Source organism: Elusimicrobiota bacterium, from assembly GCA_016721625.1.
Taxonomy (GTDB): domain Bacteria; phylum Elusimicrobiota; class Elusimicrobia; order FEN-1173; family FEN-1173; genus JADKHR01.
In genome coordinates this window covers 2389350-2402103 of sequence record JADKHR010000001.1, presented here as the reverse complement: position 1 = coordinate 2402103, position 12754 = coordinate 2389350, and the positions used below count along the sequence as shown (strand labels likewise).

The window sequence follows — 12754 nt, the reverse complement described above, 5'->3', positions numbered from 1 at the left end:
GGATCATCGCTCCCCCCACACAAACCGATGGATCCCGGAAAAATCATTCTCCACCCCAACGAAAGAAAAACCCGCGTTCCGCATTCCCTCCGCCGCTTCCTCCGACTGGCCGATCCCAACCTCCAAGAACAACCGGCCTCCCACCTTGAGCGCGAACGCCGCCTCAGGAATCAACCGGCGGATCAAGGCGAGGCCGTCCGGGCCGCCGTCCAACGCGAGCCGCGGTTCCCGGCGGACTTCCGGCGACAGGGCGGCCCAATCTCCCGTAGAAACGTAGGGCAAATTGGCCACCACCAAATCGAGCGTCCCGGCCTCCACTCCCGACAAAAGGTCCGCTTTTCGAAACTGGATTCGAGACTCCAAGCCATGCCGCCGCGCGTTCCACCGGGCCACGGCCAAGACGGCCGGCGAAAGGTCCACCGCCACCACCTGGGCCTTCGGCCAACGTCGGGCCATGGAAAGGGCCAGACCGCCGGCCCCCGTCCCGACGTCCAACAAAACCTGCGAGGCGCCCTCCCCCCATCCGACGGAGGAGGTCACTATTCGCACCATCAACAAAAAGAGTTCTTCGGTTTCCGGGCGCGGGATCAGCACGTCGGGCGTGATGGTCAGGGTCAGGTCCAGAAAGTCCCACTCGCCCAGAAGATGGGCCAAGGGAACGTGGGAGAGGCGTCTCCGGAGGAGGGAATTCAGGATCTTTTGGGCAGGCGCCGACCAGGGGTCGGGCCGTCGGAGGTCCATGGTTTTTGGGATCGCGCCCAGGGCCCGGGCCACCATTTCCTTGGCCTCCCCCTCTCCATTGGAGAACCCGGCGGCGACCAGGCTTTGGGTCGTCTCCAAAAGGGCCTCTGAAACGGTTAAAGGGATCGATTCCAGCACGACGTTCATGGCTCGACCCGCGCGAGCCGCTCCTTTTTTTCGGCATCCCACAGAGCGGCGTGGGTGTCGTCCATGTGCCCCTCCCGAATGCCCGGGGGGTTATGACAGTTTTGATTGATGCGGTGGTCGGTCACGCGGTCTTGGGGAAAATTATACGTTCGGATTTTCTCCGTGCGTTCCCCCGTCCCCACCTGGCTACGGCGAAGGTCACGCCGCTCCACATCCAACCGGTCCCGTTCCGATTGGTAAAGCTTGGCCCGGAGCATGGAAAACGCCCGCGCCCTGTTTTTCACCTGGCTACGCTCTTCCTGGCAGGCGACGACAATGCCCGAGGGAAGGTGCGTGATGCGGATGGCCGACTCGGTCTTGTTCACGTGTTGGCCCCCGGCGCCGGAGGCGCGGTAGGTGTCGATCCGAAGGTCGGCCGGGTTGACGGTCACTTCCACCTCGTCGGCCTCCGGAAGAACGGCAACGGTGGCCGTCGAGGTATGGATGCGGCCGGACGCCTCGGTGTCGGGAACCCGCTGAACCCGATGGACCCCGCTTTCATGTTTGAAGCGGGCGTAGGCGTCCGGTCCCTTGATTCCGAAAACGATTTCCTTGAAACCCCCGAGCCCCGAGGGAGAGGAAGCGTAGGGCTCCACGATGAAAGAATGTTCGACCCCGTATCGAGAATACATGCGAAAAAGGTCTCCCGCGAAAATCGCCGCTTCGTCCCCCCCGGTTCCCGCGCGAATTTCAATAATGACGTCTCGTCCATCCCGGGGATCCCGGGGCACCAAGAAATCTTCCAGCTCCCGGGACAGACCGTCCACCCGTTCCCTGAGCGCTTTTAACTCCGCCTCGGCCAAGGCCCTCAGGTCCGGTTCCGAAGAGGAGAGCAAACCCTCCGCCTGCTGAATTTCGGCTTCAGCCTGGCGGACCTTGCGCACTTTCTGCACGGCCAGTTCCAAACCCTTGTATTCCCGGGCCAACTCGTTGTACGTCGGAGTGCCCTGAAGAACGGGGTCCGCCAACCGTTCCTGCAGGGCGTGGTAACGGACTTCGATCGGATCGAAAGCGGGATTCACGGGAACCTCAAGCGAACCTCCCCGCCAGGGGGAGATTCGCCGATAAAAAAGGCCTTACGCCTTGGCGGACACTTTTTCGGTCTTGGCCGGTTTCTCGGGCTTTCCGGTTTTGGCCTTGGTCCCCGGTTTCGGAGTGCTGGTGAGGACCTTGGCGGCTTTTTTGGCGGCTGGTTTGACCGCGGGGGCCGCTTTCTTTTTCGCGGGCTTGCGGGCGACGGTCTTGCCGCCGGTCTCGGCGTAACGCTTCTCAAAGCGCTCGACGCGGCCCGCGGTGTCCATCAGTTTTTGCCGCCCGGTGTAGAACGGATGGCAGTTGGAACAAATTTCCAAACGGATCTGCTTCGCCGTGGAGCGGGTTTCCCAGGTGTTCCCGCAGGCGCAAACGACGGTGACTTGTTGATACAAGGGGTGGATCCCATCTTTCATGTCGGCCTCTCTTGGACAATAAAAAAACCCGGATCGGGCGAGACGCCCGTCCGGGGCCTCAAAGCGGCATTATACCTTAAAACAGAAACTTTTTGGGATTTAACGAGTTCCCGTAGCGGTCCCGCACCTCGAAATGGAGATGGGGTCCCGTGGCCAGCCCCGAACTTCCCACACGGCCGATGAAATGCCCTTTCGCCACCCGTTGGCCGGGCTGGACATCGATCGAAGACAAATGGCCGTACCACGTCCGGAGCCCCCCCTCGTGCTTGAGGATGATCAGCCGCCCGAAAGCACCCCGCCAACCGGCGAAAATCACCGTCCCCTCCCGAGCTGCGCGAACCGGAGACCGGGCCGGACGCGGCATATCGAGCCCTTGGTGGAAACGCCGGGTGTGCAGAATGGGATGGCGCCGATAGCCGAAACCGGAGGAAATCATCCGTTCGCCCGGAACCCAAGCCACGGGCAAAAGATAGTCGGTGAACCGCAATCGGACGCTGGGCAGGAATATCACCCGCCCGGGATCCAGCCATCGATCGCTCAAGAGGGCGACGCCGGGAAGACGGTTCGCCCGGGCGATTTCGACGGCGGAAAGATTGTATTTCTTCGCGATTTCCTGAATGCTCTCGGGTCGGCCGCTCTTTTCCCGGACCTGGTAGAGCATGCCCAGCCCGTTGTGGACCAGGAGGGTTTTTCCGGGAGAGAGGTTGACCGAGCCCAGATGGTTGGTGCTTCGGATGAAATCCGGAGCGGAACCGAAGGTTTTGGACAGGGAGGCCAGGGTGTCGTTGCGGCGAACTTCGTATTGGCCCACCACCACGCGGCCCAGGGTCCCGAGGCTCCGAAAGATCTCCGGCGCGGGGCCCGTGGCGGCCGGCCCTGCCGACAAAAGGAGGGATTCGGAAAAGGCAGGCAACGGTCCGGCGCTGAACTGAAACGCCGCGCCCCCGAGCGGCGCCAGGGAACCCACCAGCACCGCCGCCAGGACGATCACCAAAAGCAATAGATCCGTCGGCCTCTTCACGCCCCTAAGCATAGACGGAATTCGGCGAAATTTCAACGGTTTTATTTGTTGATGCTGGAAACTTCCATGGCGCGGAGAAAGTCTTTGTTGGACTTGGTGGCGGAGACTTTCTCGATCAGGAGTTCCATGGCGTCCACGGGCGTCATGGTGGAGAGGACTTTTCGGAGGACCCATACCTTGTTGAGTTCGTCGGGCGTCAACAACAGTTCCTCTTTTCGGGTGCCCGAACGGTGCATGTCGATGGCCGGGAAAACGCGGCGGTCGGCGAGTTTCCGATCGAGGTACACTTCCATGTTCCCCGTGCCCTTAAATTCCTCGAAGATCACGTCGTCCATCCGGCTTCCGGTCTCCACCAGGGCAGTGGCCACAATGGTGAGACTGCCGCCTTCCTCGATGTTCCGCGCGGCGCCGAAAAAACGTTTGGGCCGCTGGAGCGCGTTCGAATCCAAACCGCCCGAGAGGACGCGTCCCGAGGACGGCGTCACCGTGTTGTAGGCCCGGGCGAGCCGGGTGATGGAATCCAAAAGGATCACGACGTCCTTGCCGCACTCCGTCTGGCGTTTGGCCTTTTCGATCACCATTTCGGCCACCTGGACGTGGCGATCGGCCGGCTCATCGAACGTGGAACTGATGACCTCGCCTTTAACGGACCTCTGCATGTCCGTCACTTCCTCCGGCCGCTCATCGATGAGAAGGACGATCAAATCCACCTCGGGATGGTTTTCCGAAACCGCGTTGGCGATTTTCTGTAAGAATATCGTCTTGCCGGTGCGGGGAGCCGCCACGATCAGGCCGCGCTGGCCCTTTCCGATGGGGGCCACCAAGTTCAGGACGCGGGTGTTGATTTCGTCCTTTTTGGTCTCCAAATTAATGCGGTTTTGGGGATAGAGGGGCGTCAGGTTGTCGAAAAGCGGCCGATGGATGGACTTCTCCACTGGATCCCCGTTGATGGTGTGGACCTGCAGGAGAGCGAAAAAGCGTTCCTGGTCCTTGGGCGGCCGGACCTGGCCGGCCACGGTGTCTCCTTTTCTCAAGGCGAACCGCTTGATCTGGGATGGGCTGATATAAATGTCGTCCGGTCCCGAAAGGTAATTGTAGTCCGGACTACGCAAAAAGCCGAAACCGTCCTGCAAAATTTCCAAAACCCCCTGGCGCACCAATTCCCCGGATTCCCGGGCCTGGGCTTCCAGCACCCGCGCGATGATTTCCTGGCGGCGCATGCCCGAAATCGAGACTTTGAGATCCTCCGCCAATTTCATCAGTTCCCCCATGGGCGCCCGGGAGAGCATGGCCGCCTTGAGGATTTTCTGGGAGGCCCCCGTTGAGTTGCTCCCGGCGGGAGTGACGGGCGGGGTTGGATTTGAATGGGGATGCGGGTGAGGATGGGTGTGATGGTCCATGGAGGACTCCTTCAGGTGGTCGAATGATTCCGGATTGGATTGGAGGTTCGATGATTCAAAACGGTTTTGGGTCGACGTTCCGAACCCGCGCCTCACCCGGTCTTATTTCAGAAGGAGGGCCGCCCCCTTCTCTGTCCGATTAATTTTTCGCGGAGGCCTTGACCAGCGGGAGTCCCGGAACGGGACGGACGTCATTATACAAGCGAGACGCGCTCTGTCAAGACCCGCGCGAAAATATTTTTGAGGCCCACGAAAGCGCTTTCCCTCTCCCGCTGGCGGGAGAGGGAATTTGTCGACGGAAAACACCCATTCCTCCCACCCACGATCCCCTTTTTCAACAGGGAAAAGGAAGCTCTTTTTATTTCGCCGCCCCCTCAGAAAGGGCCAGAGAACCCTTCAAGTTCAAAAACTAAACGATCCAGGGTTTGGCGGCGGCCAGGGCAATGTCTTTCGAGGGAACGATCAGGCCGCGTTCCGCCCGATACCACACGTAGAACACCGCGCTGGCTTCCTTGACCAAACCGGCCACGGGGACCGCGAACACCAAGCCCCACACGCCGCCCAACTTGGCCCCGCACATCAAAGCGAAAACCACGGTGACGGGGTTCAAATTGACGGCCCGTTTCATGATCAGGGGTTGGAGGATCCAACTGTCGATGTAGTGGACGACGATGAACAGCACCACCACCCGGAGAGCCACGGTCATGTTGGAAAACTGAAAAACCGCCGCCGCCACCCCCAACGCCCCCCCGAGAACGGGCCCGAAAAAAGGGATCATGTTGGCCACGCCCGTGGAAATCCCGATCAGGGCCGCGTAGTTCAGTCCCAGCCACTGGAGACCCGCCACCGAAAGAACGCCCACCAGGAAGGACTCAAAGATCACGCCGCGCGTGTAGTTTCCCAAAACCTCCCCGAACTTATTGAGCAGGCTCAAGAAGCGTTCCACCCAGGAACCCGGGCAAGCGTCCAACGCCATCTGGGCCGCGCGGGATCCGCCGCGAAGGAAAAAGAACGCGATGAAAGGCGCCAGAAACACGTTCACCAAAAAAACCAGAACCGAGGTGACCACCGTCGGTGAATGCCAAAGGTTGAGCTGGACCCACGCCATGGAATCGGTGATCGTCCGTTCCAGAATTTTGGTTCGTTGAAAATAGGGCCACTCGAACTCCAGCGACGCTTGGATTTTACGCATGGCCTCCTCGGCCCGGCCCATGTACGTCGGCCAACTGGCTCGAAGGTCGGGCAGGTCCTGCCACAACGCCACCAGACCCCAATAGGCCAGACCCGTGGCCGCCGCCAAGAGCCCGATAAAGAGGACCAAAACCGCCTTCTCCCGGCGAACGCCGCGGGTTTCTAAGAATGACACCAAGGGGTTCAGGAGGTAGGCGAGGATGGCGGCGAAAACAAAGGGCGTCAGGACCGCCCGAACCCCATAGAGGAACCAGCCGGCCAACGCCAGCAGGAACAGGGCCGCCCCGCCCGACACAGGGGCGGAAAACCGTCCGCCCTCTTGTCGGCGGTCGTTCATTGGACGGGGTCGTTCGCCGCCGCCAACGACCGGAAAGACCGCCGCTCCCGGCGGAGGCGTGCGGACAAAAGGCGCGCCAGCGCGTGCAGGATAATCCCCGCCGCCCGAGGAGCCTGCGCGCGCAGAGCGTCGAAATGGTCCTTATAAAGGACGTAAAGCCGCGTGGTCTCCACCGCCCGGCAGGTGGCCGAGCGGGGCAACTCATCCAAGAGAACCATCTCGCCAAAAAAATCACCCGGACCGAACTCCGCCACGGGCTCCATACCTTCTTTGGCCGGGTTGTGGCGCAGAACCTCCACCCGCCCTTCCGCCACGATGAAGAACGCCCTCCCCAAATGCCCCTCCTGGAAAACGACGTCGCCGGGAGCGTAGGTCTTCTCCATCATCCGTTTGACTAATCGGGCCAAATCCCAACGACCCAGATCCTTAAAGAGAATGATGGCTCGGAAAAAATGGATTTTTTGGCGATAGACCGGGTCGCCGAGGAACGCTTCGGCTGACGCCCGAACCCGGGCCCCCACGCGGCCGACCAGGGTCGCCGGGCGGGAAGGGACTTGGTCCGCCAGGAGGTCCACTAGGAAATCTTATCCTCGAGATCGCGGGCCGCGGTCTCGACCGTCCGGCGAAGTTTGCGGGCCGTGTCCTTTCCCCGTGCCAGAACTTCCCGGCCCCCGTCCAACAGGTCTTTTCCCCCATCCTCCAACCGATCCAAAAAATGAGACAGGCGCCGGCGAGTGTCCCGGCCGCTTCGCGGCGCGAGAAAAAGGCCCGCCACCGCCCCCACCGCCGCCCCGATCAACAAAACGGCCAGCGTATTCCCCCCCGAACGTTCTTCAGTCATGGATGCCTCCTGAATCCTCGTTCTCCGCCTCCGACTCATTTTTTTCGCGCCGGCGGCGGCGAAAAAAACGGAGGACGCCGTAAAGAAGGCTCACTCCCAGGGCGGCCTTTTTTCCCAACCCTCCCGCGACCCCCAGGGCCACCTGGCCCAGGGTCCCGGCCATCACGCCCAGCCGAGACATCTCGTCTTCCGCCCGACGGGCCAGCCGTTCAACGGCGCGGGCGACCCGGCGTATCTGAACCAAGGCCAACACAAGCGCCACCGTCACGGCCAGCAGGGCCAGAACGAGGACAGTCAACAGGATCGCGATGTAGAGTTGTAAGGTCATGCGTCTCCTCCCTTTAGTATGGTCGAGATGGGCTTAATTTTCAAGGCTCTTCCGAAATATTTGCATCCAGGGCAGAGTCCGGAACAATGTGCCGACGATGGGCCTGAAGGACCCCGTCGTCCGGAATGAACTCGTCCAGCGCGATCGCCTGCCGGTAGGCATGGTTCCAAACGGCCCCCCCCAGCCCCACCGTCCAACAGAGAACCAGAGACTCCACCACCCGGTTCAGGAGGGTGGGCTCCTTGGGCAGGAAGGCGACAGTGAAAAAACCCAGCGTCACCTCTATGAAAAGAAATCCATAAAGGAAAAACATCTCGAGCTTGAGCTCGCGAGAGAGGTGGCGGCTCCGTTCCATAGCCTCCAGGAACTCTTTCCCCTCGTGAAACGCCACGAAGGGAGCAAAGGCGTAGGCCAGCCCCAGGATCCCCCCCCCCAGCATCATCAGGGAATAGAGGGCCATCCCCGCTGACGTCGAAACGGGCCCCATTAAAAGGGCGGGAAGAGATTTCACCTCTCCCGGGAAAATCCAGACCAGGATCTGCTGGAGGACGAGAGCGCCCCCCAGGGAAACGAAGAGGAGCGAGAACACGCTGAAAGCGAGGGAAAACATATGGTGGAATTTGAGCACCTGGGGAAGAGACGGCCTCTCCCCGTCCTGGGTGAGGGAAGCCGACCCCACCGCGATGGAAAGAGGCCACATCGTGATGAGGATGGCCTCCACCAACCGCTCCGCCAGCGTGAAAGATCCTCCGTCGGACACCAGAAAACGCAGCAGGAAGTGATGGAGAGCCCCCACCAAAATTCCCGCCCCCGACCAAACGAGAACATTCGGAAGAAGGATCGAGAAACCAAAAAAGATGGCGTCCTGCACCGACAGGGTCCGGAACCGACAATTAGATCGAGGCATGTCCCCTCACTGGATCACGAAGAGCGTTTTTCCCGTCGGACCCAACCTTCTCTGTTTCTTATCAAAAAACAAGGCTTGTCGGTAGGCATGATTCCAGACGCAGGCCGTGAAAGAAACCGCGAGGGTGATCAAGCAGGACTCCGCGGTCCGATTTAGGAGGGTGGCTTCGTTGGACAGCACCGCGGCCACCAAGAAGGATAAGCTCACCGTGATAAACAATGCCCCATGCAAAAAAATCATGGCGAACACCAACTCTTGGGCCAATTCCCGCCCGCGTTTGACCGCATTGAAAAAACCTCCTCCTTCATGGATCGCCACGAAAGGAATGAAGGAATAACGGGCCCCGAAGAGCATGCCGCCAAAGATCAAGAGAGGGTAGGCGGTCATCGAGGGCAACACCTTTATGGGGGCCAGAAGGTCACGCCACAACAAATTAACGTCGTTGTTGAAAAAATACCAAAAAGCCGCCTCCACCAGCCCGTTGATCGATAGCGCGCCGACCAGGGCCAAGAAAAACAGGGTGTAAATGCACAATGCCAAGACCACCAAGTTTCCCGGCCGAACTAAACCCCAAAACCCGCCATCCTTTTCCTCTTGATACTCCGTCGCGGCGCGAGAGGCGACTTGGAGGGGGAGGGCGGAAAGGAGAAGGGCCTCGAGAATCCGTACGAAGAGCGACACGTAGCCTTTTTCCCCCAAAGCGTTCAGCAATACATGGTGGACGGGACCCAGCGCGATCCCGCAGGCAAGCCACACCGCCATGCGCGCTGTCCACGCGTTGAAACCGAACAGAACGGCGTCGTCCACGGACAGGTGCCTGAATTGGTAATAGTCGTGTTCCATGGGATTAGGAGGCCCGACCGCGGCGGATTCGGAATGAGGAAAGCGCACGCCGAAGAACGGCCCTCGTGTGTCGATGAAACGGGGCGAGGTCGAAACAGGCGTCCAGCTCCCGGGGGGCGAGGCTGGACCGAATGCGCCCGTCGGCTTCCACCGCGGGGCGAAAGGGAACCCCTTCGGTCCACGCCCGGAGCGCGTGGGCTTGCACAAGCTCGTAGGCCTCTTGCTTGGGGAGGCCCTTCTTGGTCAGCGCGACCACCACCCGTTGGGAACAAACGAGGTCGGCGGTTTTGGCCATGTTGGCCTTCATCCGATCGGGGTAAACCTGGAGCCCTTCCAAAACGCCGGTCATCCGATGAAACATATAGTCCAGGGTCACCGCCGCGTCCGGAAGGATCACGCGTTCGACGGAAGAATGGGAGATATCCCGCTCATGCCAAAGAGAGATATTTTCCAGCGCGGGGATCGTGTGGGAACGAAGAAGACGGGCCAACCCGCACATTTTCGGACGCCACGGGGTTCCGTTTGTGGGGCATGGCGCTGGACCCTTTTTGCCCCTTGGTGAACGGCTCCTCCACTTCCAGTACTTCAGTGCGCTGGAGATGGCGGATCTCGGTGGCGATCCGCTCCAGGGCGGCCCCCGCCAACGCGATGGTTTGGATGAAGACGGCGTGGCGGTCCCGGGGAATCACTTGGGTGGAGGCCGGTTCCGGCCGAAGACCTAATTTTCTGCAGACCGCGGCCTCCACGGATGGATCCAAATGGGCGAAGTTTCCCATGGCTCCGGAAAGTTGGCCGAAGGCCACTTCGTGCCGGGCCGCGCCAAGGCGGGTCAGGTTCCGTTTCAGCTCCGCGTACCAACCGGCGACCTTGAACCCGAAGGTGATGGGTTCTCCGTGAACGCCGTGGCTCCGCCCCATGAGAGGCGTTCTCGCGTGGGCCAGGGCGAGTCGTTTGACGGGGACCATTAGTTTCCGGAGACCCGTCGCCAGAAGGTCCAGGGATTTCGTCATTTGCACGGCCAAGGCCGTGTCGAGGACATCCGAGGAGGTCAGTCCCCGATGGAGGATCCGGGCGGCCGGCCCGGCTTGTTCCTCGATCTGGGTCAAAAAAGCGATCACATCATGTTTCGTCGTCTTTTCGATGGCCAGGATCCGGCGCACGTTCACTCGCGCCTTCCGGCGCAAGACGCGCACCGCGCGCCGGTCTTCCGGCGACCGGGCGTAGGCCGCGGCGGCCAAAAGTTCGATCTCGAGGATCGTTTTCCAGCGAAACTCGTCGGTCCACAAGGCCGCCATGTCGGGTCGAGTGTAACGGGGAATCATGCGATCTCCTTTTTCAGTCGAAGGACCAGGTCGCGGACCGCCTCCGGATAAATTCGATGTTCCTCTTTCAGCACGCGGGCGGCCAGGGTCTCCGCCGTGTCGCCGGGAAGGACGGGCACCCGCGCCTGGGCCAGGACCGGGCCGTGGTCGAACTCTTCGTCCACCCCATGCACGGTGCAACCGGATTCGGCGTCGCCCGCGTTCAACACCGCCTCGTGGACATGGTGCCCGAACATCCCCCGGCCTCCATATTTTGGCAAAAGCGCCGGATGAATGTTCACCATCCGCCCCGGAAAACGATGGACCAGAAGAGGCTCGACTTTCAGGAGAAACCCCGCCAGGCAGACCAACCGAACGCCCCGGGACTCCAGTTCCCGGGCGATCCGCTCAAAGTAAACTTCGCGGGTCGCGAAATCCTTCGGACTCAGAACCATGGCCTCGATCCCCAGGCGCGCCGCGCGATCCAGGGCGCCGACCCCCGCTTTGTTGACGATGAGGAGCCGGACCGCGGCTCCGGGGATCCGGGCGTCCCGGCAGGCGCGGGCCAACGACTCAAAATTCGATCCTCCGCCGGAAGCCAGAACGCCGATCCCCAGCTCCGCCTCAGGCACGGGAAAACCCCGCGCCGGTTCTCACGCGCCGGCCTCGCCCAACCGGCGGGTCTCTTTCAGCCAGGCGGCCCGCCGCCGGTCGCTGGACCGGCGCAAACCGTGGAACCAGGTCGTCTTCACCGGCCGCACCCCGCAGAAATCAAGGACGGCCTTTTTCACCACTTGGGCCGGCGCGCCGCGGTACACCAGGCTCGTCCAAATCGCCGGAGCGTCCGAGGTGATGAAAAGCCGCCCGCTCCGCCCGCCCAAAAAACGGTCCCATCGGGAACTGTTGGGACGGTAGTTAAAGGCGAACCCCGGTAAAAGGACGCGATCAAAAAAACCTTTCAACAGGGCGGGAAAGGAACCCCACCAGGTGGGATAGACCAGAACCCAATGGGTGCACCAGGCGATGGCCTCCTGGGCGCGGACCAGATCGGGCTCCAGCGCCTGGTCGCCCTTGAACCCCCGCCGAAGGATGGGATCGAAAGCGAGCTCGCCCAAATTCAACCGCCGGACCTCCATCCCCGCCGACCGGGCCCCGGCTTCGTACATATCGGCCAGGGCCCCGCAGAAACTTCGGGTGTCCGGATGCCCCAGCAGGAGAAAGATGCGCTTCACGATCGCCTTAGAGAAAGCGCACCGCGCGCGCGCCTTTCTCGACGCGGCCCACGTGAAAGCAAGGAGCCAGGGCCTTTTGAACGGCGTCGGCTTTCGACCGGTCCACGGCCAGCACCAGGCCGAGACCCATGTTGAAGGTTCGGTACATCTCGGTATCCGACACGTTCCCCCGTCGGCGGATTTCGTTGAAGACCTCGGGCATGGGCCAGGTCGCGAGATGAAAAGCCGCGTCGCAATTTCTCGGCAGGAACCGGGGCACGTTCTCCAAAAGCCCGCCGCCGGTGATATGGGCGACGCCCTTGATGGCGCCCGGAAACTTTTTTAAGGCGGCGAGAACCGGCTTGACGTAAATTTTCGTGGGCGCCAAAAGCGCGGGCCCCCACTTTTTTAAGTCGGCGCCGCGAAAGAGAACCCGCACCAGCGAATAGCCGTTGGAGTGGACCCCCGAACTGGGGAGGCCCAGGAGGACGTCGCCGGGCTTGATTTTCTCGTTTCGGACGCGGTCCGGCTCGTCGACCACGCCGACGGAAAAACCGGCCAGGTCGTATTCCCCCGGTTTGTGGAACCCGGGCATTTCCGCCGTTTCGCCCCGATCAATGCGCAACCGGCTTGTTTGCAACCGTCGATCATCCCGTCGATCACCCGTTCGGCCACTCCCACGTCCAAATGGCCCGTGGCGAAATAGTCCAGGAAGAAAAGCGGACGCGCGCCGGTGCAGATCAGGTCGTTGACGTTCATGGCCACGAGGTCGATGCCGATGGTGTCATGGCCGTCCAATTCCTGGGCGATTTTTAGTTTCGTCCCCACCCCGTCCGTGCAACCCACCAGATAGGGTTTCTTCAGGCCGGAAGGGAACGGAAAGAGCCCCGCGAAATCGCCGATGGCGGGAAGCCGTTTCTTGATCCGATCCACGAGAGCGTCCCCCGCCTCGATGTCCACGCCGGCTTTTTTATACGTCCATGCGGTTTTCTTCGCCAT

At 61.3% G+C, this 12754-nt stretch carries 13 protein-coding genes and 2 pseudogenes; all 15 read right to left on the bottom strand.

Translation table 11 applies throughout. From position 1 onward, the window contains the following. Window positions 1-3: 3 nt before the first annotated feature. The gene (gene prmC / locus IPP35_10430; protein ID MBL0059501.1) at window positions 4-888 is read right to left on the bottom strand and encodes a peptide chain release factor N(5)-glutamine methyltransferase; all 885 of its coding nucleotides are present in this window, start codon (window positions 886-888) and stop codon (window positions 4-6) included. Further along, entirely contained in the window at window positions 885-1949 is a 1065-nt protein-coding gene (gene prfA / locus IPP35_10425; protein ID MBL0059500.1) for a peptide chain release factor 1, read from the bottom strand. The genes prmC and prfA overlap by 4 nt, the downstream gene beginning before the upstream one ends. A 54-nt stretch (window positions 1950-2003) precedes the next feature. Next, the gene (rpmE, locus tag IPP35_10420) at window positions 2004-2375 is read right to left on the bottom strand and encodes a 50S ribosomal protein L31 (GenBank protein ID MBL0059499.1); all 372 of its coding nucleotides are present in this window, start codon (window positions 2373-2375) and stop codon (window positions 2004-2006) included. A gap of 76 nt (window positions 2376-2451) precedes the next feature. Beyond that, window positions 2452-3396, bottom strand: coding sequence for a M23 family metallopeptidase (locus IPP35_10415; protein ID MBL0059498.1), 945 nt, complete (start codon window positions 3394-3396; stop codon window positions 2452-2454). Window positions 3397-3437: 41 nt separating this feature from the next. Next, a complete protein-coding gene (rho, locus tag IPP35_10410; GenBank protein ID MBL0059497.1) occupies window positions 3438-4796 on the bottom strand; it encodes a transcription termination factor Rho in 1359 nt (452 codons plus the stop codon). Between the two features lie 409 nt (window positions 4797-5205). Then, window positions 5206-6324, bottom strand: coding sequence for an AI-2E family transporter (locus IPP35_10405; protein MBL0059496.1), 1119 nt, complete (start codon window positions 6322-6324; stop codon window positions 5206-5208). After that, window positions 6321-6899 carry a cyclic nucleotide-binding domain-containing protein gene (locus tag IPP35_10400; GenBank protein MBL0059495.1) on the bottom strand — a complete coding sequence of 193 codons (579 nt, stop codon included), beginning with the start codon at window positions 6897-6899 and terminating at the stop codon, window positions 6321-6323. The genes IPP35_10405 and IPP35_10400 overlap by 4 nt, the downstream gene beginning before the upstream one ends. Continuing rightward, entirely contained in the window at window positions 6899-7165 is a 267-nt protein-coding gene (locus IPP35_10395; protein ID MBL0059494.1) for a YtxH domain-containing protein, read from the bottom strand. The genes IPP35_10400 and IPP35_10395 overlap by 1 nt, the downstream gene beginning before the upstream one ends. Next, window positions 7158-7493, bottom strand: coding sequence for a hypothetical protein (locus tag IPP35_10390; protein MBL0059493.1), 336 nt, complete (start codon window positions 7491-7493; stop codon window positions 7158-7160). The genes IPP35_10395 and IPP35_10390 overlap by 8 nt, the downstream gene beginning before the upstream one ends. 40 nt (window positions 7494-7533) lie before the next feature. Next, window positions 7534-8400 carry a hypothetical protein gene (locus IPP35_10385; protein MBL0059492.1) on the bottom strand — a complete coding sequence of 289 codons (867 nt, stop codon included), beginning with the start codon at window positions 8398-8400 and terminating at the stop codon, window positions 7534-7536. A gap of 6 nt (window positions 8401-8406) precedes the next feature. Then, a complete protein-coding gene (locus IPP35_10380; GenBank protein MBL0059491.1) occupies window positions 8407-9243 on the bottom strand; it encodes a hypothetical protein in 837 nt (278 codons plus the stop codon). A gap of 4 nt (window positions 9244-9247) precedes the next feature. After that, window positions 9248-10565, bottom strand: a pseudogene (locus tag IPP35_10375) (adenylosuccinate lyase). Then, entirely contained in the window at window positions 10562-11176 is a 615-nt protein-coding gene (purN, locus tag IPP35_10370; protein ID MBL0059490.1) for a phosphoribosylglycinamide formyltransferase, read from the bottom strand. The pseudogene IPP35_10375 and the gene purN overlap by 4 nt, the downstream one beginning before the upstream one ends. A gap of 21 nt (window positions 11177-11197) precedes the next feature. Next, window positions 11198-11779, bottom strand: coding sequence for an NAD(P)H-dependent oxidoreductase (locus IPP35_10365; GenBank protein MBL0059489.1), 582 nt, complete (start codon window positions 11777-11779; stop codon window positions 11198-11200). 4 nt (window positions 11780-11783) lie between these two features. Beyond that, window positions 11784-12754 (bottom strand): annotated as a pseudogene (locus IPP35_10360) (phosphoribosylformylglycinamidine cyclo-ligase).